Origin of the sequence: Pseudomonas sp. SK2, assembly GCF_016772395.1 — a bacterium.
In the GTDB taxonomy this organism is placed as follows: Bacteria; Pseudomonadota; Gammaproteobacteria; order Pseudomonadales; family Pseudomonadaceae; genus Aquipseudomonas; species Aquipseudomonas taiwanensis.
This window is the reverse complement of the sequence record NZ_CP061944.1, coordinates 2727648-2746058: the sequence shown is the minus strand read 5'-3', so window position 1 is coordinate 2746058 and position 18411 is coordinate 2727648. Positions and strand designations below refer to the sequence as shown.

At 63.7% G+C, this 18411-nt stretch carries 15 protein-coding genes; 12 read left to right on the top strand and 3 right to left on the bottom strand.

Features of this window, described 5'->3' with window-relative positions; genetic code table 11:
• The first annotated feature begins 142 nt into the window (after positions 1 to 142).
• The 3 genes from IF103_RS12215 (at position 143) to IF103_RS12205 (ending at position 4247) form a co-directional block, all read left to right on the top strand.
• Positions 143 to 1690: an AMP-binding protein gene (locus tag IF103_RS12215; protein WP_027906936.1), complete on the top strand. Its 1548-nt coding sequence runs from the start codon at positions 143 to 145 to the stop codon at positions 1688 to 1690.
• 15 nt (positions 1691 to 1705) lie between these two features.
• Positions 1706 to 2869, top strand: coding sequence for an acyl-CoA dehydrogenase family protein (locus tag IF103_RS12210; RefSeq protein WP_023380615.1), 1164 nt, complete (start codon positions 1706 to 1708; stop codon positions 2867 to 2869).
• A 61-nt stretch (positions 2870 to 2930) separates the two neighbouring features.
• A complete protein-coding gene (locus IF103_RS12205) occupies positions 2931 to 4247 on the top strand; it encodes an MFS transporter (protein WP_023380614.1) in 1317 nt (438 codons plus the stop codon).
• Here the strand turns inward: IF103_RS12205 and IF103_RS12200 are convergent.
• Complete coding sequence (locus tag IF103_RS12200; protein ID WP_104881756.1) at positions 4232 to 5194, bottom strand: LysR family transcriptional regulator; 963 nt, start codon at positions 5192 to 5194, stop codon at positions 4232 to 4234. The genes IF103_RS12205 and IF103_RS12200 overlap by 16 nt on opposite strands.
• Before the next feature lie 149 nt (positions 5195 to 5343).
• On the opposite strand from IF103_RS12200, the gene IF103_RS12195 reads away from it, so the two are divergent.
• Genes IF103_RS12195 through IF103_RS12185 form a run of 3 tightly spaced genes read left to right on the top strand, consistent with a single transcriptional unit; the run spans position 5344 to position 7373 of the window.
• Positions 5344 to 6681 carry a DUF1329 domain-containing protein gene (locus IF103_RS12195; protein ID WP_023380612.1) on the top strand — a complete coding sequence of 446 codons (1338 nt, stop codon included), beginning with the start codon at positions 5344 to 5346 and terminating at the stop codon, positions 6679 to 6681.
• A 13-nt stretch (positions 6682 to 6694) separates the two neighbouring features.
• On the top strand, positions 6695 to 7081 hold the full coding sequence (locus IF103_RS12190; RefSeq protein WP_023380611.1) for a YidH family protein: 387 nt from the start codon (positions 6695 to 6697) through the stop codon (positions 7079 to 7081).
• The gene (locus IF103_RS12185) at positions 7074 to 7373 is read left to right on the top strand and encodes a DUF202 domain-containing protein (protein WP_104881758.1); all 300 of its coding nucleotides are present in this window, start codon (positions 7074 to 7076) and stop codon (positions 7371 to 7373) included. The genes IF103_RS12190 and IF103_RS12185 overlap by 8 nt, the downstream gene beginning before the upstream one ends.
• 19 nt (positions 7374 to 7392) lie before the next feature.
• On the opposite strand, the gene IF103_RS12180 is transcribed toward IF103_RS12185, so the two are convergent.
• Together IF103_RS12180 and IF103_RS12175 are read right to left on the bottom strand one after the other, a co-directional pair.
• Positions 7393 to 9351, bottom strand: coding sequence for an alkyl/aryl-sulfatase (locus IF103_RS12180; protein ID WP_027906940.1), 1959 nt, complete (start codon positions 9349 to 9351; stop codon positions 7393 to 7395).
• A 101-nt stretch (positions 9352 to 9452) separates the two neighbouring features.
• Positions 9453 to 10352, bottom strand: a complete 900-nt coding sequence (locus IF103_RS12175; RefSeq protein WP_023380608.1) for a LysR family transcriptional regulator — start codon at positions 10350 to 10352, stop codon at positions 9453 to 9455.
• A gap of 100 nt (positions 10353 to 10452) precedes the next feature.
• Between IF103_RS12175 and IF103_RS12170 the strand changes: the two genes are divergently transcribed.
• The 6 genes from IF103_RS12170 (at position 10453) to IF103_RS12145 (ending at position 18349) form a co-directional block, all read left to right on the top strand.
• Positions 10453 to 11691: a 3-hydroxyacyl-CoA dehydrogenase gene (locus IF103_RS12170; protein WP_202675343.1), complete on the top strand. Its 1239-nt coding sequence runs from the start codon at positions 10453 to 10455 to the stop codon at positions 11689 to 11691.
• Positions 11688 to 13475: an acyl-CoA dehydrogenase C-terminal domain-containing protein gene (locus IF103_RS12165; RefSeq protein WP_023380606.1), complete on the top strand. Its 1788-nt coding sequence runs from the start codon at positions 11688 to 11690 to the stop codon at positions 13473 to 13475. Before IF103_RS12170 ends, IF103_RS12165 begins: the two co-directional genes overlap by 4 nt.
• A gap of 41 nt (positions 13476 to 13516) precedes the next feature.
• The gene (locus IF103_RS12160) at positions 13517 to 14680 is read left to right on the top strand and encodes an iron-containing alcohol dehydrogenase (RefSeq protein WP_023380605.1); all 1164 of its coding nucleotides are present in this window, start codon (positions 13517 to 13519) and stop codon (positions 14678 to 14680) included.
• Positions 14681 to 14682: 2 nt separating this feature from the next.
• Positions 14683 to 15117 carry an acyl-CoA thioesterase gene (locus IF103_RS12155; RefSeq protein WP_023380604.1) on the top strand — a complete coding sequence of 145 codons (435 nt, stop codon included), beginning with the start codon at positions 14683 to 14685 and terminating at the stop codon, positions 15115 to 15117.
• Between the two features lie 21 nt (positions 15118 to 15138).
• On the top strand, positions 15139 to 16323 hold the full coding sequence (locus IF103_RS12150; protein WP_023380603.1) for an acetyl-CoA C-acyltransferase: 1185 nt from the start codon (positions 15139 to 15141) through the stop codon (positions 16321 to 16323).
• Between the two features lie 172 nt (positions 16324 to 16495).
• Positions 16496 to 18349, top strand: coding sequence for a DUF1302 domain-containing protein (locus IF103_RS12145; RefSeq protein WP_023380602.1), 1854 nt, complete (start codon positions 16496 to 16498; stop codon positions 18347 to 18349).
• Positions 18350 to 18411 lie beyond the last annotated feature (62 nt).

Below are 18411 nucleotides of genomic sequence, written 5' to 3'. Positions count from 1 at the left end.
AAACACTTCGGCTGGTGTCGTTCGGCGTTTCCAACGCCAGCCAGTCAAATTCGATATGGCCGGCATCGGAATCTGGTATTACATCTGTCCGGCCCGCGCTGTTTAGCATCGTCGACGTCTTCCTGTCGACGAGAACAACAACGTGAACCTTGGAAAGATCATTACCCGCAGTGCCCGCTACTGGCCTGACCACACCGCCGTGGCGGACCGTCAGACGCGCTTGACCTATGCCCAGCTGGAGCACCGTAGCAACCGACTGGCCTCGGGGCTGGGGGCACTGGGTGTGGCCGCCGGTGAACATGTGGCGATCCTGGCAGCCAACCGTGTGGAGTTGGTGGAGGCGGAGGTCGCCCTGTACAAGGCGGCGATGGTCAAGGTGCCGATCAACGCGCGGTTGTCGCTGGATGAAGTGGTGCGGGTGCTGGAAGACGCTTGCAGCGTTGCGCTGATCACCGATGCCACCTTCGCCCGCGCGCTGGCCGAGCGACGCGAGACGTTACCGATGTTGCGCAAGGTTATCGCGCTGGAAGGCGATGACGGTGACCTGCGATACGACGCGCTGCTCGAACTCGGTAGCGAAGCGCCGTTTTGCCGGGACCCTGACGACGATGCGCTGGCGGTGCTGCACTATACCTCGGGTAGCTCCGGTGTGCTGAAGGCGGCCATGCTGTCGTTCGGCAACCGTAAGGCCCTGGTGCGCAAGAGTATCGCCAGCCCCACGCGTCGCTCCGGACCTGATGACGTCATGGCCCACGTAGGGCCGATCACCCATGCCAGCGGTATGCAGATCATGCCGCTGCTGGCAGTCGGCGCATGCAACCTCCTGCTGGACCGTTTTGACGATTCGCTGTTGCTGGAGACCATCCAGCGTGAGCGGGTGACCCGGCTGTTCCTGGTGCCGGCGATGATCAACCGGCTGGTGAACTTCCCTGGTGTCGAGCGCTTCGACCTGTCCAGCCTGAAGCTGGTCATGTATGGCGCTGCCCCCATGGCGCCGGCCCTGGTGAAGAAGGCCATCGAACTGTTCGGGCCGATCCTCGCGCAAGGTTACGGTGCTGGCGAGACCTGTTCGCTGGTGACCGTGCTGACCGAGCAGGACCATCTGGTCGAGGATGGCAATTACCAGCGCCTGGCTTCATGCGGGCGGTGCTATTTCGAGACCGATTTGCGGGTGGTGAACGAGGCCTTCGAGGATGTGGCGCCGGGCGAGGTCGGCGAGATCGTCGTCAAGGGGCCAGACATCATGCAGGGCTACTGGCGTGCGCCGGCGCTCACCGCCGAAGTCATGCGTGACGGCTACTACCTCACCGGCGACCTGGCGACCGTCGATGCCCAGGGCTACGTGTTCATCGTCGACCGCAAGAAGGAGATGATCATCTCCGGTGGGTTCAACGTGTACCCCAGCGAAGTGGAGCAGGTGATCTATGGCTTCCCCGAAGTGTTCGAGGCGGCGGTAGTCGGCGTCCCCGACGAACAGTGGGGCGAAGCGGTGCGCGCGGTGGTGGTGCTCAAGCCTGGGGCACAGCTGGATGCGGCTGAGCTGATCGAGCGCTGCGGCCGCGCCCTGGCCGGATTCAAGAAGCCACGCGGTGTGGATTTCGTCGCCGAACTACCGAAGAACCCCAATGGCAAGGTCGTGCGCCGACTGGTCCGCGAAGCCTACTGGCAACACAGCGAACGTCGTATCTAATCAGGGAGCATCAGCATGTATCAACCAAGTGCAAAGGCTGCGCAGATCATCGAAGCCATCGAAGGTTTCGTCCGCGACCAGGTTCGTCCGCTGGAGCAAGAGGCACAGTTGGACTGGGCACGTCCGCACCCGCAGGCAGTGCTGCGCCAGGTGTGGAAACGCGCCAGTGAACAAGGTCTTTACAAGGTCATGTTGCCAGAAAGCATGGGCGGTGCCGGCCTGAACGTCGCGGACCTGTGCGCGGTGAAGGAGGCCACGGTGCTGACCGGGTCGATGCTCGCGCCGCATGTACTGGGCGAGTTGTCCGGGCCGCCGCGCGTCGGCCACCTGTTCAAAGTAGCCAGCCCTTATCAGGTCGAGACCTTCCTACAGCCAGTGTGCCGCGCCGAAAAAGCCGTGTGTTTCGCCCTGACCGAGGCCGAGGCAGGCTCGGATGCAACGGCCATTCGCACCCAGGCACGGCGTGAAGGCGATCATTATGTGCTCAGCGGCAGCAAGCGCTACATTTCCGGTGCGACCTATGCCGACCTGGCAGTGCTGCTGGCGGTGACCGGTCCGGGGCAGGGCGCCCAGGGGATTTCGGCGTTCTTCGTCGACCTGAAGGCTCGGGGCGTACGTGTCGAGAGCGACTATTCAGTGATGTCCGGCGGCGGAGCCCATGGCGATATCGTGCTGGACGAAGTGCGTGTGCCAGCGGCCAACCTGATCGGTGAGGAGGGGCAGGGCTTCAAGCTCGCCATGGGCCGCATCACCCTCAATCGCTTGCTACATTGCCCAACCCTGCTGGGTATGGCCGGCCTGGCCCTGAACCTGTCGATCGAGCATGCGCGTACGCGCAAGCAGTTCGGCCAGCCGATCGCCATGTTCCAGGCGGTGAACCATATGATCGCCGACATGGCCACCGAACTGCATGCCGCGCGCAGCATGGTGTATGCAACCGCCCAGGTGAACGACGCCGGAGGCGATATTCGCACCCAGGCGCCGATGTGCAAGCTGTTCGTCTCCGAAGCGGCGTTTCGTATCGCCGACAAAGCGGTGCAGGTGCATGGCGGGGCCGGGCTGATGCAGGGCCATCCCGTGGAGTGGATTTTCCGCGCCACGCGGATGATGCGTATCCTCACCGGTACCAGCGAGATCCAACGCAACACCATCGCCAAAGGCGTATTGATGCCTGCGTGACCGTCGGGCCGCCCTTGGGGCGGCCTTGCAACACCCCACAACAAGAACAAGAGTACTTGCCATGACTGCAGATTCTTCGCTGCCCAACCCTCGTACGGCCTGGCTGGTGGCCGTCCTGCTGGCCTTGCTGATGCTGGTGAACTTCCTCGACAAGGTGGTGATCGGCCTGGTGGCGGTGCCGATGAGCGCCGAATTGGGCCTGACGGCCACTGAGTTCGGTCTGATCGGTGGCGCTTTGCATTGGTGCTTTGCCGCATCGGCCGTGGTCGGTGGCTTCATGGCCAACCGGCGCCCGACACGGACCTTGCTGTTGGGCATGGGCCTTTTCTGGGCAGTGATACAACTGCCGATGCTGTTCGCCACCTCACTCTGGGCGATCGTTGCCTGCCGCGTGTTGCTGGGCATCGGTGAGGGACCGGCATCACCGGTGGCGACCCATGCGCTGTACAAGTGGTTCCCCAATGACCGACGCAACCTGCCGGTAGCGTTGCTGCATGCCGGTAGTGCCATGGGGCTGCTGGTGGCGGGCGCGATGATCCCCTGGGTCAGCCTGCACTATGGCTGGCGCACCAACTTCATTATCCTTGCGCTGATCGGCCTGGTCTGGTGCCTGCTCTGGTGGCGACTGGGTAAGGAGGGCACCCTCGAGCGCCTGCGTGCCAGCCAACTCAGGGCGGATGATACGGCGATACCGTATCGCAGGTTGTTGAGCGACCCCAGCGTCCTTGGCAACTACCTTTGCCACTTCGCAGCCAACTGGTCGCTGGCCCTGACCTTGACCTGGGTGCCCAGTTACCTGCAGGTCGGCCTGGGTATCGATCCGCTGCAGACGGGGCACATCTTCGTCATGTTCGTGGTGGTGACCACGCCGCTAAGCCTGTTGTTGGCCTGGCTATCGCAGCGTCTGATGCGCCGAGGCATGCCGTCGCGGGTGGCGCGCGGAGTCTTCGTCTCGCTGTGCCTGGTGCTGGGAGGGCTACTGTCGGCATCGTTGATCCTGCCTGGGCTGAGCACTGCGGTACGGGTTGCCGCGCTAACCTTCAGTGGGGGCCTGGCGTTGGTGATGTACTCGGTGGGGCCGGCGATGCTCGCCGAGTTCACCCCGGCGGCCCAGCGTGGCGGCATCCTCGCGATGGGCAATGGTATCGCTTCACTGGCCGGCCTGGCAGCACCGGTGGTGACTGGTCTGCTGGTGCAGGGCGCGGGGGCCGAACACCCGGCCGGTTACGCCCAGGGTTTCCTGGTATGTGGCGCGGTGCTGGTGCTGGCCGGATTGGTTGGCCTGGCGACCTTGAATCCGCAGCGCACGTTACAGCGCTTGCGCGAGCCAGCTGTGGTCAAGCGGGGTGTCCGGGTGCGCTCTCAGACCGCAAGCTGAACACCAAGCACGGACTCCAATGGCTCAGCCTCACACCCAATCAGCTCGCCCCGCCAACGGCCACTGTTGACCAGGTCGACCAACACGCCTCGCACCAGGTCGCGCAGGCAGCCAGCGGCGAACGACAGCGGCTTGTGGCGCGAATGGGCCAAGGCGATGGTGCGGCTGATGCGCGGTTCGACAATGCGTCGCGCCGCCGTGGGTTCAAGCAGTTCACTGAGCGGCGGCCAGTTGCTGATGGTCGCCGCCAGGCCTGCACGCACCAGGCTGGCGATGCCGGGAGCCGATTGCTGTTCATAGGCCGCTGCCAAGGGCACGCCCGCTTCCATGGCTGCCTGCTCGATGCGGCGGCGCAGGTGTAGCGCGCGGGGTGGCAGGACCAACCGGGTGGCCGCCGCTTCGGCCAGGGTGATGGTGTCGGCGGCACCCGGCGCGCTGGCGCCGACCCAGTAGAGGGCCTCGGTGAAGATTGCCTCGGCTTCCACATGCTCGAGCTCCTCGGCGTTGGGCACCACACCAAAATCCACTTTGCCCAGTTCGATGGCCTGGCCACCCTCTCGGCTCAGGCCATCCCACACCGTCAGGGTCACCCCGGGGAAGCGCTGTTCGGCGCGCCTGACGATTTCCGGTAGCAGCAAGTCGGCGGCCGTGGCCGGAATGGAGATGGCCACATGGCCTTTAGGGTCGCCGCGGCTGGATTTCAGCTCGTCCTTGACCGAGTCGAGTTTCTGCACAACCTGGCGGGCCACCTCGTACAACTGGCGCCCGGCGTCGGTCAGGGCAATGCCGTCGTGCTGGCGGTCGAGCAACTGCATCTCCAGTTCACTCTCCAGCAGGCCGATCTGCCTGCTCAACGCAGGTTGGGCGATATAGGACCGGCGTGAGGCGGAAGAGAAGCTGCCAGCTTCGACGATGGCGATCAGGTAACGGAGCTGTTTCAAGGTCATTGGAGCGGTTCCAAGGGTATGCCGAACTGATATGGCACGTATCCGAACACGTTATTTGTGGGGTTCGAAGCGCGGCTCCTAGTATCACCCCGAAAGGGCAGGCCAAGGCAAGCCCGGTCAGGTCCGGTAAATACAAGAGGCCACGCGATATGAAATCTTTAGCACTGCTGCGCTGCATCCTGCTCGTCCACGCCAGCCTGTTGGCCCCGCACCTGGGGGCGACACCGATGACCGAGGAACTGACACCCGTGGGCGCCGAACGAGGGCCTACCCGCGATGGCAGTGTCCCGGCATGGACTGGCGGTTTGCAAGCGGGTCAGGTATCGCTGTCGGTCAACGGTACGCCACTGGATCCCTACGCCGATGAGCAGCCGCTGTACGTCATCACCGCGCAGAACTACCAGCGCTATCGTCAGCAGCTCACGGATGGACAAGTGGCCTTGATCGAGCGTTATCCCCAGTCGTTTCGCCTACCTGTCTACCCGTCGCATCGCAGTGTCGCGGTGTCGACCCAAGTGGCCGAGTGGGCGCGGCACAACGCTAGCAGCGTTCATTTGACCAACGATGGCAATGGCTTGCAGGGCTTTGCCGGAGTGCTCGCATTTCCGCAGCCGAGCAACGGCCTGCAAGTGCTATGGAATCACCTCACGCGACCGCGAAATGGCAGCTACAGCCTGGCCTCGGACAGTGTCACCCCACGGGGAGACGGACGCTTCGTCACGATGAGCATGCAACAGACCTTCGCCCGACCCGATGTACTGGCCGAAGGTCGGACCGGCAACGTGTTGTACTACCTGAGCTACCGTCTGACCGCGCCGTCGCGCCTGGCCGGCGACGCCGTGGTGCTGCACGAAACCCTCGACCAGGTGGCGCAGCCGCGCTTGTCGTGGTTGTACAGCAGCAGCCAGCGGCGGGTTCGTCGCGCACCGGCGCTGGCCTATGACAGCATCACCCCGGGCACTGCCGGCCTGCGAACCGCCGACAGCCGGGATATGTTCAACGGCGCTCCAGACCTCTATGAATGGACTTTGGTCGGTAAGAAGACCCTGCACGTGCCCTATAACAGCTATCGCCTGGCATCGCCGCTGGTCGGTTATGCAGCACTGGTCGGCCCAGGCCATGTCACCCCGCAGTTGACCCGTTACGAGCTGCACCGGGTCTGGGAACTGGTGGGCACCCTGAAGCCGGGGGCGAAGCATATCTATGCGAGCCGTCGCTACTACCTGGACGAGGACAGCTGGGCCATCGTCGAGGCGGACTTCTACGATCGCCAGGGAAAGCTTTGGCGTACGGCCCAGGCCCACAGCTATTACCACGTGGCGGGGCAGTCACTGGTCAACGCCATGGAGGCGATCTACGACCTACGCAGTGGCCGCTACCAGCTCTCAGGCCTGACCAACGAGCAACCCAGGCCCTTCGCCTTCAATGTACGCACCAGTGCATCTTACTTCTCACCCGGCGCACTGCGTAGCCAGGGGCTGCGCTGAAAATGGACCCTAGATGAATCCTGATCATCGTCACCGTACGTGGGAACGCTGGTTGCTGGGGCAGGGCAAGCCTCCCGACCCGCGCTTTACCCTGGCCAATGAGCGCACCTTTCTTGCGTGGATCCGCACAGCCCTGGCGTTGCTCGGCGGGGCCATTGCCATCGAGACATTCGCCGCTCACGCCTGGCCCCAGCCGGGTCGGGTGGCGATGGAAATGGCACTGCTGGCAGCCAGCTTGCTGGTAAGCCTGGGCGCTGGCTGGCGCTGGTTAACGGTGGAACGCGCACTGCGTTGCGAAGCGCCATTGCCGTTACCTCGGCTGGTACCGCTGCTGAGCATCGCATGCGCGCTGGCCAGCATTGCGCTGGTAGAGGCGTTGTGGGGGCGTTGGCATGGTTGATTGCAGTGTCGACCAGGGACTGCAGGCAGAACGCACGGTGCTGGCCTGGCGGCGTACCCAAGTCTCATTGCTGCTAGTGGCATGCCTGGCCTGGCGCGGCGAAATGCTCGCCATTGCGGGCATGGGCGTGCTGCTGGCGTTGCTGGGGCGGGTGCGGGAGCAGGGGATCTACCGCCGAGGACTGGGCATGTTGTGCAGCGAACAAGGGCGCGCAGGCGCCTGCATCGTGCCGCTCTGTGCCATAGGGGTGGCGCTGCTGGTGCTGTGTGTGTGGTTGCGCCGCTCAATCTAGAGCGGCGCTGTCGAGTCAATCAGGGCGTGACGATGTTGAAGCGCCCATCTGGTTCGTCCAACTGCGCCATGAAGCGCATGAATTTCTCCCGCTCGCCGCTGATGACGATGCCACCTGACTTGGTTTCCTTGAGGAAACCGGTCTGCTTGAGTGCGATGAGGTCCAAGGTGGCCTTGCTCATCGACACTTGCACATCCGCCTTGGCGTGTTGCGTATGGTCGCGGTGGGTAAGCACGCCATTGCGCAGGGTCAGGGCATAGGACTCGTTCAGGTCGGTGAAGCGCCAGTTGATGGTCAGGTCCTGCGCGGCAGCTTTGGCTGCATCGACACGCACGCCCAGGTAGTCGAAGAACAGCGATGGGGTCAGGGCTCGCACCAGGTCATCGGCGCTACCGCCCCTGCTGGCGGTGGTTGCCACACCGTTACGCAGTTCCTGCGCGCCGGTCAGGTAGGCGTTGCGCCAGGTGGCGTTTTCGCTTTGATAGCCCAGTTGCTCCAGTGCGTCGGCTTGCAGCTCGCGCGCGGCGCGATGGTCCGGCTGGGCAAAAATCAGGTGGCGGGTAAGCTCTGCTACCCAGCGGTAGTCGCCGTTGTCATACGCTTGCTTGGCCAAGGTCAGCACTCGCTCGGCACCGCCGAGGGCCTTGACGTAATGTTCGCCAGTCTCGCGTGGCGGCAGCGGGTTCAGCGTCGCCGGGTTGCCATCGTAGAAGCCCATGTAGCGCTGGTAAACCGCACGCACGTTATGGCTGAGCGAGCCGTAATAGTCGCGGCTGTACCATTTGCTGGCCAGCCGAGGCGGCAGCGAGGTCAGTTCGGCGGCGATCTCGGTGGGGCCAAGGCCCCGGTTGATCAGGCGCAGGGTCTGGCTGTCGATGAAGGCATACATGTCGCGCTGGTCGGCCAGGTACTCGCGGATCGCCTCACCACCCCAGGTCGGCCAGTGGTGCTGGGCGAAGACCACTTCGGCCTGGTTGCCGTAGCGCAACAGCGATTGATCCAGGTAGTACGCCCAGACCTTGGCATCGCGCACCTGGGCGCCGCGCAAGGTCAGCACGTTGTGCTGCACGTGGGAGGCGTTCTCGGCCATGCACAGGGCTTTGAACGTGGGGAACCACAGGTTCATTTCGGCAGGTGCCTCGGTGCCGGGCGTGAGCTGGAACTCAATATCGACACCATCGATGCGCAGCGTCTCGATGGGTTTTTCGATCAGCCGCGTGGGGGCGATCAGGCTGACCGTGGCATTGGCCGGTACACCCTTGCCAAGGCCAGCGTCCACTTGGCCGCGCGGCCCGCGTGGCAGCGGTGCGCCATACATGTACTGCGCTCGTCGCTTCATTGCAGGCCCCGCCAACACGTTTTCGCTGATGGCATGCTCGAAGAAGCCCTGCGGGGCGATGACCTGAACCTTCCCGGCCTTGACGTCGGCCTCGTCGATCACGCCGCGCACTCCGCCGAAGTGATCGACGTGGGGATGGGTGTAGATCACCGCCACCACCGGACGCTGCGGGCGATGCCGGAAGTACATCGCCAGCCCGGCCTTGGCAGTCTCGACCGACAGCAGCGGGTCCATGACGATCAGGCCGTGCTCGCCTTCGATCAGGGTCATGTTGGCCAGGTCAAGGCCACGTACCTGGTAGATGCCCTCGGTGACCTTGAACAAGCCTGCGATGGTATTGAGCTGGGCGATACGCCACAGGCTCGGGTTGACCGTGGCCGGTGCCTCGCCGTTGAGAAATGCATAGCGCTGCAGGTCCCAGACGGTTTTGCCATCGGCAGTGACTACGGCTTGGTCCACGGCTTCGAGCAAGCCGCGGCGAGCATCGGCGAAGTCGTTACGGTCGGCGAACGGCAGGCGTTGAAGCCATTGCTGATTACTCTGGCGGGTGAGGTCGGTAGCGTCCTTGCCGGGCGAATCGGCGTGCGCGGTAAAGGGCAGAGCGATGGCCAGCAGGTAGGGCAGAGATCGTAGGCGCATGGGGCATTCCTTGTTGTTTTGAGGGCGACCACTCTAAGGACAGAGCTTGGCGCCTAACCAATACCTCTGCTGTATGCCCTGCCATGCCCGGATGCGATGGCTCAGCCGGCGCGTATGTCCATGATACGGGCCACCAGCCAGGCCAACGCCGGATCGTGCTGGCGGTGGGCAAGGTACACCAGCTCCAGCTGGAACGGTTCCAGGGCGAAGGGCAGGTCGAATACCTGCAGCGGCAGCAACTGGGCGAAATGGCGCGCCAGCGCGGTGGGCAATACCACACACAAGTCAGAACTGGCGGCAAGGTGTGCGGCTTGCAGATAGTTGGGTGTGGTGTAGACGATACGCCGGGCTAGACCCTGCTCGCCCAGCCACTGATCGACCATGCCACGGGTCTGGCCGCCGTGCACCCAAAGATGACGCAAGCCCAGGAAAGTCTGCAGGTCGAGTGCGCCATCGACGTCGGGGTGTCCCTGGCGTACTGCCACATGCAGGGTCTCGCTGCGCCAGTGGCGTCGCTCATAGCGTGCCGGCACTTCGTCGAAGCGCCCCAGTACCAGGTCCAGTTCACCCCGGTCGAGGGCTTCGGCCGGCAGGTTGGGCGCCAGATGCACGACATCCACGCGCAGGTGGGGGGCCTGGTTGTGCAAGGTGGTCAATAACCCGGGCATGCATAGCTGTTCGGCGAAGTCGGTGAGGGCGATGCGCAGCTGCCGGTGGCTCACCGATGGCGTGAAGCTGTCTCCGCCGCCAAGGGTCTGCTCTATCTGTTGTAAGGCCGCACGGATCGGGCCCTCCAAGGCCAGCGCGCGCGGGGTAGGCCGCATTCGTCGGCCAACCCGTACCAGCAATGGGTCATCGAGCAGGTCGCGCAAGCGGGCCAGTGCGTTGCTCACCGTGGGCTGGGTCAGGGCCAGGCGCTCGGCGGCGCGAGACACATTTTGCTCGCGCAACAGCATGTCTAGCACGCGCAACAAGTTGAGATCGAAGTTGCCAATATTCATGCGAAAAATACATGGGATGGAAAATGAAAATTTCAAAAATAGTAGGCGCCTGACTAGGGTGGGGGCAATGCCTTCACACTGAGAATCAGGAGCGTCATGCGTGAATACTCCCTATAACGTTGAGCAGACGGCGGTGATTGGTGCCGGGACGATGGGTCGCGGCATTGTCATCAGCCTGGCCCGTGCAGGGCTGCCCGTGTTGTGGCTGGATAACGACCCGCGCGCCACGGAGACGGGCCTGGCGATGCTCAAGCAGACTTGGGCGCAGCAGGTTGCCAAGGGTCGCATCGACCAGGCAGAGGCCGATGCCTGCCTGGCGCGCGTGAGCCAGGTAACCACCTATGCAGACCTCGCCCAGGTCGACCTGGTGATCGAAGCGGTGTACGAGAACCTTGCCCTCAAGCAGGAGATTTTTCGCACGCTGGACGATACCCTCAAAGCTGAAGCAATCCTGGCCAGCAATACCTCGGCGCTGGACATAGACGCGATCGCTGCCGTGACCCAGCGACCTGAGCAGGTACTGGGGCTGCATTTCTTCAGCCCGGCGCACGTGATGAAGCTGTTGGAAGTGGTACGTGGTCAGCGCACATCGCCTGCCGTGCTCGATGCGGCCCAGGCCCTGGGGCAGCGGATGGGCAAGGAAGTCGTGGTGGCTGGCAACTGTCCGGGTTTCATCGGCAACCGCATGCTTGCCACCTATGTCGCCGAGGCCCGCAAACTACTGCTGGAAGGTGCGACGCCAAGGCAGGTGGACGAGGCGCTGCAAGCCTTCGGCATGGCCATGGGGCCGTTCCGCATGTACGACGTGGTTGGCATCGACCTGGAGTGGCGTGCCCGCCAGCTGGCCGGCGTAGGAATGGAGGCCCGCCTGGCCCAGGTCGACAATGCCCTGTGTGCGCTGGGTCGCTTCGGACAGAAGACGGGTAAGGGTTACTATCGTTACGCCCCTGGAAGCCGAGAAGCCGTGCACGACCCCGAGGTCGATGCGCTGGTGCTCAAGGTTGCCCACGACCTGGGCGTGCGCCCGCGTGAGATCGGCGAAGCAGAGATCCGCGAGCGATGCCTGCTGGCACTGGTCAATGAAGGTGCGAAGATCCTCGAGGAGTCGGTTGCCAGTTGCAGCGATGACATCGACCGCGTCTACCTGCATGGCTATGGATTCCCGGCGGATATCGGTGGGCCCATGCGCTGGGCCGACCAACAGGGACTGGGGTCGCTGCTGGGGCGCCTGGAGCGTCTGCAAGGCCTGTTCGGCGATCACTGGCGCCCGTCTGGGTTGCTGATGCGTCTGGCGGCCGAGGGTAAGCCATTGGCCAATGTCCGCGAGGGCCGCGCATGAACTACCTGGCCCCCCTGCGTGACATGCAGTTCGTCCTGCACGAAGTCTTCGACGTGACGGCCCATTGCGCCCGCTTGGGCAATGAGCTGGACCGTGAAACCATCGACGGCATTCTCGATCAAGGTGCGCGCTTTGCCAGCGAGGTGGTGGCACCGCTCAATCGCCAAGGCGACGAGCAGGGCTGTCGCCTCGAACAGGGCCGTGTAATCACGCCCGATGGCTTCCGCGATGCCTACCAACAGTACGTGGAACAGGGCTGGGGCGGTATGACCGGCTCGCTGGAATACGGCGGGCAAGGCTTGCCGCAGATGGTCTCGGCATGCTTTCACGAAATGCTGATGAGCGCCTCGTTGTCTTTTCGGATCTATTCCGGTCTGACCGAGGGGGCAGCCTTGGCCGTGCACCGGCATGGCAGCGACGCTCTCAAGCGTGATTACCTGGGCAAGCTGGTCAGCGGTGAATGGACCGGCACCATGTGCCTGACCGAGCCCCAAGCAGGCACCGACCTGGCGTTGCTGCGCACTCGGGCCGAGCCGCACGGCGATGGCAGCTATCGCATCAGCGGCAGCAAGATTTTCATCAGCGGCGGCGATCAGGACCTGACCGACAACATCGTCCACCTGGTGTTGGCACGCCTTCCGGATGCGCCCGTCGGGGTTCGCGGCATCAGCTTGTTCCTGGTGCCGAAGTTCGTGTGCTCAGCCGAGGGTGGACTGGGCACGCGCAACGCGCTCGAATGCGGCGCGCTGGAACACAAAATGGGTATCAAGGGCGCGTCCACCTGCGTGATGAACTTCGACGGCGCCCGTGGCTGGCTGGTGGGCGAAGCCAACCAGGGCCTGGCCTGTATGTTCACCATGATGAACGACGCGCGCTTCCAGGTCGGCCTACAAGGTCTGGGCATTGCCGAGGCGGCCTTCCAGGGCGGCCTGGCGTATGCCCGTGAGCGTCTTCAGTCGCGCAGCCTCGTAGGGCCGCAGGCGCCCGAACTCAGTGCCGACCCCATCATCTGCCACCCTGACGTGCGGCGCATGCTGCTGACCCAGAAAACCCTCAGCGAAGGATGCCGCATGTTGGCGGCTTTCGCGGCGCAGGCGCTCGACCTGGAGCATGGTGGCGAGCAGCCAGAGGACCGGGCCGCCGCCGGCCGGCAGGCGGCACTGTTGATCCCCATCGTGAAGGCATTTCTCACCGACGTCGGCCAGGAGGTCGCCAGTCTTGGCGTGCAGCTCTATGGTGGGCATGGCTACATCCGCGAATGGGGCATGGAGCAACTGATGCGCGACAGCCGAATCACCCAGCTGTACGAGGGCACCAATGGCATCCAAGCCCTGGATCTGGTTCGGCGCAAGGTATTGGCCGACGGCGGCGAGCAGCTGTGGCTGTTGATCGATCAGCTACTTGCGGCGGCGCGCCAATGCCACGCAAAAGAACTGGTGGGCATGTCCGAGGCGGTGATCCAGCGTCTACAAGAGTGGCGCAACCTGAGCGCTGAAGTGCTCGATGCCTGCCGCTGCGACCCTCAGGAGATCGGTGCAGTGTCGGTGGACTTCCTCGCCTATTCAGGCTACGTGCTGCTGGCAGCGCTGTGGCTCCGGGCAGCCGAGCGCGCAAGCGCTGCCTTGGCTGCAGGCAGCGGCGACGGCGCGTTCTACCAGGCGAAATTGCATGCGGCGGCCTTCTACTGGCGGCGGATATTGCCGCGCGCCAGTGCCCACTGCGAGGCGTTGCGTGGCGGTGCTCAGTGCCTGATGAGCCTGGATGAAGCGCATTTCGCCTTCTGACCGGTTTGCCGTTCCCCTACAAGAACAAAAGGAATTCGGACATGCAGCCATTCAGTTTTGCCACCACCCCCCACCTGTTGTGCGAAGTCGGCGCCGCGGGGCGCCTTGCCCAGTTGTGTCAGCAACGCGGCGCGCGTCGCGTGTTGATCGTGACCGACCCGGGCATCACAAGCCTGGGCATGCTCGATGACCTGTTGCCCGGCTTCACCCAGGCGAACCTGAGCGCGGCGATTTTCAGTGAAGTCAGTGCCGACCCCAGTCATGCCTGCGTACTGGCAGCGGTCGGTCGTGCCCGCCACATCGGGGCCGAGCTGATCGTCGGCTTTGGCGGCGGCAGCTCCATGGATGTCGCCAAGCTGGTTGCGCTGCTGGCGCACCCTGACTGCGAGCAAAGCCTGGAAGCGGTCTACGGCATCAACCAAGCCAAGGGCCAGCGTCTGCCCCTGATCCAGGTCCCTACCACCGCCGGTACCGGTTCGGAGGTAACGCCCATCGCCGTGATCACCACTGGCGAGTCGGCGAAGATGGCGGTGATTTCGCCGCTGTTGCTGCCTGACCTGGCATTGCTGGACGCTGAGCGCACGTTGGGCCTGCCACCGGCGATCACCGCCGCCACGGGTATCGACGCGATGGTCCACGCCATCGAAGCCTCTACCAGCCAGTTCAAGCGCAATCCAATGTCGAGCCTGTTGGCCCGCGAGGCCCTGGCGCTGCTGGCGCGCAACCTCGACCAGGCGGTGCACAACGGCGGCAATCTACAGGCGCGCCAGGCCATGCTGCTGGGCGCCTGCCTGGCCGGCCAGGCGTTCGCCAATGCCCCGGTGGCGGCGGTGCATGCGCTCGCTTACCCGCTAGGGGCGCGTTATCACGTACCACACGGGCTGGCCAATGCCTTGGTACTGCCTCACGTCATGCGCTACAACCGGCGCGAGGCGTTCGCCGACTACGCGGCGTTGGCTCCAGCACTGTTGGGCGAGCGATTGCTGCCGGGTGATCCGCACGAACTGTGCTGCCAGTTCATCGATGAACTGGAGAAACTTGCGCCGCGCTGCGGCCTGCCCAGCCGGCTGCGTGACGTTGGCGTACCGCGGCACAGTCTGCAGCTGCTTGCCGAGGACGCCATGCAGCAACAACGGTTGCTGGTCAACAACCCGCGCAAGGTGACCCTTGCCGACGCCCTTGCCCTTTACCAGGCGGCGTTCTGAACATGGCCAGGGAGCGCCCGCTGCGCGGCGCCTACCGTCACTTCCAGCCGATCAGCACGCGCTGGCATGACAATGACCTGTATGGGCATGTGAACAACGTCATCTACTACAGCTATTTCGACAGCGCCGTGAACACTTGGCTGATCGAGCATGCCGGCCTGGACGTTCACAGCGACCCAGTTGTGGCCTATGTGGCCGGTTCGGCGTGCGACTACTACGCCTCCGTTGCGTTTCCGCAGCGCATCGAGGTGGGTATCGCTATCGACAAGCTGGGTAACAGTTCGGTGCAGTACGCGCTGGCCGTGTTCGTCGCGGGCCAACCCCAAGCCTGTGCTGCCGGTCGTTTTACCCATGTTTTCGTCGACCGCCGCGACCACCGGCCGGTCCCCATTCCCGCCAAACTGCGCAGCGCGTTCGAACGCTTGCTGCCGGCGTAATTGCACAAGGAGAGCTGTTTCATGCAAGACGCAGTCATCGTATCCACGGCGCGTACGCCTATCGCCAAAGCCTGGCGGGGCGCCTTCAACGACCTCACTACACCAAGCATGAGTGCCATCGCCATCCGTGCGGCGGTCGAGCGCGCCGGCATAGAACCGCAAGAGGTGGAGGACCTGGTGCTCGGCACCGCCATGCAAAGCGGCACTGCCGCGATCAACCCGGCGCGCCTGTCGGCGTTGGCGGCCGGCTTGCCGCTGTCGGTGGCCGGGCAGACCATCGATCGCCAATGCGCCTCGGGGTTGATGGCCATCGCCATCGGCGCCCAGCAGATTCGCAGCGAGGGTATGCAGGTGGTGGTCGGGGCAGGGCAAGAGCAGATCAGCCTGGTGCAGCAGGCGCACATGCAGGCTGCCAACGCTGCGCAAGATGCCACGGTGCGGCGCATGTGCGAGCACGCCTATATGCCCATGTTGCAAACGGCTGAGCGTGTGGCACAGAAGTACGGCATCGACCGTGAGGCGCAGGACCGCTACGCCTTGCTGTCGCAGCAGCGCACGGCTGCCGCGCAACACGCTGGACTCTTCGCCGACGAGATCGTTGCGGTGACCGCTCAGCGCAAGCTGGTGGATCCGGATACCGGCATCCAGACTCATCAACTCGTGCATCTGACCCAGGACGAAGGCAACCGGCCCCACACGCAATTGGCGGACTTGCAGGCGCTGCGTCCGGTGATCGAGGGCGGCTGTGTGACTGCCGGTAACGCCAGCCAGTTGTCCGACGGCGCCAGTGCATGCGTGCTCATGAGCGGTGACCGCGCGGCCCGACTGGGGCAACGGCCGCTGGGGCTGTACCGAGGGATGGCGGTGGTCGGCCTGGCACCGGAGGAAATGGGCATTGGGCCTGTACTGGCGATACCGCGCCTGTTGGCTCGGCACGGCTTGCGGGTGCAAGACATCGGCCTGTGGGAGCTCAACGAGGCATTCGCCTGCCAGGTGCTGTATTGCGCCGAGCAGTTGGACATCGACCCGGCACGCCTGAACGTCAACGGCGGCGCCATCGCCATCGGGCACCCGTATGGCATGAGCGGTGCACGCATGGTCGGCCATGCCTTGCTCGAAGGCCGCCGGCGCAACGTGCGCTACGTAGTGGTCAGCATGTGTGTTGGCGGAGGCATGGGCGCGGCCGGATTGTTCGAGGTGCTTTGAACGCGCCCACCAGCCATAACGAACCGGCATGGCACTGATCCGAAGACGCTATTTGTGACCGCCGCGCCACCTCACTAATAATCTTCCCACCACTACCGCCGGCCAGTGCGGCCGGCGTTTTCCCCGTTGAACTTGTCTTGTCACTCTCGAATACAACAACAAGAGGTTAAGAGTGAGCGTATACAACCTTTCCTGCCGGCGCCGAGCGCCGCTGGCGGTATTCTGCTGCCTGCTCGCCGCACCGGCCACTGCCTTGCAATTCGATGTCGGCCCACTCGAAGGGCGGCTTGACTCGGCCCTTTCGTTCGCTACAGCCATCAGCACTGCCAACCCGGACAAGCAGCAACTTCAGTACGCCAATGGCAACGATGGGCGGCGAAACTACCGTTCGGGGGATGTCTTCTCGGCGATCTTCAAAGGGACGCACGACCTGGAGCTACGACACGATAACGTCGGTCTGTTCGTGCGTGGCAGCTACTGGTACGACACAATGCAGCGTGATCACCAACAGCGCGCGGTCGCTATCGACGACAACAACCGTCTGGTTTCGACGAAGACCGCGGGCGCCGAGTTGCTGGACACGTTTGCCTATGCTCTCTACGACATCGACGGTGAGCCCGGTTCGCTTCGCCTGGGCAAACAGGTCGTGAACTGGGGCGAAAGCCTGTTCATTCAAGGTGGTCTGAACGTAATCAGTCCGTTCAACCAGGCCGCGCTACGCCGACCTGGCACCGAAGTGAAGGATGCGTTGGTGCCGGTCAACCTGCTGTATATCACTCAGAACCTCAACCAGGCCGTGTCATTCGACGCTTTCTACCAGCTCGATTGGGAGCAGACCCGGCTGGATAACTGTGCAACTTTCTTCGCCGCGAACGATTTCATGCCAGAAGGTTGTCAGGGCCTGGACGTCGGTGGGCAGATGGTCACCAACCCAGTGGTTACCCAAGCACTGGCCCCCTTTGGCGTGACGCTGACCGAGGAGGGCGTGCGTGTGCCGCGTGGCGCCGACCAGACTGCGCGCAATGGTGGCCAGTGGGGCTTTTCGCTGCACTGGTATGTCGAGCCGATGGATACCGAGTTTGGTTTGTACGCGGCCAACTATCACAGTCGCTCTCCGTACCTGGGCACGGTCAGCAGCCGTTATTACGCCAATACCGACTTTGCCAGGCGCTTGTGCGGCAGCATCGGCGTGCCATTGTCCAACTGCGGGGCCTTCCTGACGTCGAGCAACGGGCAGACTCTGGCCGGTGCGCTGCGTATGGGTACCTCGCAGTACGTTGCGCAGTACCCCGAGGACATTCGCCTCTATGGCATCACCTTTGCCACCACGCTGCGCAACGGCACCGCCGTGCAAGGCGAGGTGAGCTATCGCCCGAACATGCCGGTACAGCTGAACGGAAACGATCTGCTGCAGTCGTTGCTCAATGCGCCGGGGCGCAGCCCGCTCAACGCCGATGGACTGCGACCGCCGACCGGCAATACCTTGTTCAACGGCTACCGGCGCAAGGAAGTGACCCAAGCCCAGGTGTCGGCGCTGCAGACGTTCAGCCAGGTGATGGGCGCTAACCAACTGTTGCTGATCGGGGAGGTGGGGGCCACCTATGTAGGTGGGCTAGAGGGGCGTTTCGGCCCGCGCTATGGCCGCTCTGGCGCCTACGGTAATGGCGAGCTTGCGGACAACGACGTGTGCCTGGAAATTTCAAGAAGTCCAGGTGACTGCAACGGGGAGGGGTTCGTCACGCCATTCTCCTGGGGTTATCGGCTGCGGGCAACCTTGAGCTACCCGAGTTTGCTCCAGGGCGTGGACATCCGCCCAAACCTGGCCTGGGCTCATGACGTCAAGGGCTATTCCCCCACCGATGGCTCCGCGTTCAATGAAGGGTCGCGCTCGATCAGCGTGGGTGTGGATGCCACATTGGCAAACAAGTACTGGGCAAGCGTTGCCTACACCGACTTCATCGACGGTGACTATGGCACCCGCGGCGATCGCGATTATCTGGCGTTCAGTGTTGGCGCCAGTTTCTAGAACGGCCCAATGTCGGGAATGGAAAACCCGTTGATGCCAAGAGCGTCCGCGAATCGGCAACT

Coding starts and splice junctions, on each gene's coding strand:
- IF103_RS12210 (WP_023380615.1), top strand. CDS start 1,706: ATGTATCAACCAAGTGCAAAGGCTGCGCAGATCATCGAAGCCATCGAA.
- IF103_RS12205 (WP_023380614.1), top strand. CDS start 2,931: ATGACTGCAGATTCTTCGCTGCCCAACCCTCGTACGGCCTGGCTGGTG.
- IF103_RS12200 (WP_104881756.1), bottom strand. CDS start 5,194: ATGACCTTGAAACAGCTCCGTTACCTGATCGCCATCGTCGAAGCTGGC.
- IF103_RS12195 (WP_023380612.1), top strand. CDS start 5,344: ATGAAATCTTTAGCACTGCTGCGCTGCATCCTGCTCGTCCACGCCAGC.
- IF103_RS12190 (WP_023380611.1), top strand. CDS start 6,695: ATGAATCCTGATCATCGTCACCGTACGTGGGAACGCTGGTTGCTGGGG.
- IF103_RS12185 (WP_104881758.1), top strand. CDS start 7,074: ATGGTTGATTGCAGTGTCGACCAGGGACTGCAGGCAGAACGCACGGTG.
- IF103_RS12180 (WP_027906940.1), bottom strand. CDS start 9,351: ATGCGCCTACGATCTCTGCCCTACCTGCTGGCCATCGCTCTGCCCTTT.
- IF103_RS12175 (WP_023380608.1), bottom strand. CDS start 10,352: ATGAATATTGGCAACTTCGATCTCAACTTGTTGCGCGTGCTAGACATG.
- IF103_RS12165 (WP_023380606.1), top strand. CDS start 11,688: ATGAACTACCTGGCCCCCCTGCGTGACATGCAGTTCGTCCTGCACGAA.
- IF103_RS12160 (WP_023380605.1), top strand. CDS start 13,517: ATGCAGCCATTCAGTTTTGCCACCACCCCCCACCTGTTGTGCGAAGTC.
- IF103_RS12155 (WP_023380604.1), top strand. CDS start 14,683: ATGGCCAGGGAGCGCCCGCTGCGCGGCGCCTACCGTCACTTCCAGCCG.
- IF103_RS12150 (WP_023380603.1), top strand. CDS start 15,139: ATGCAAGACGCAGTCATCGTATCCACGGCGCGTACGCCTATCGCCAAA.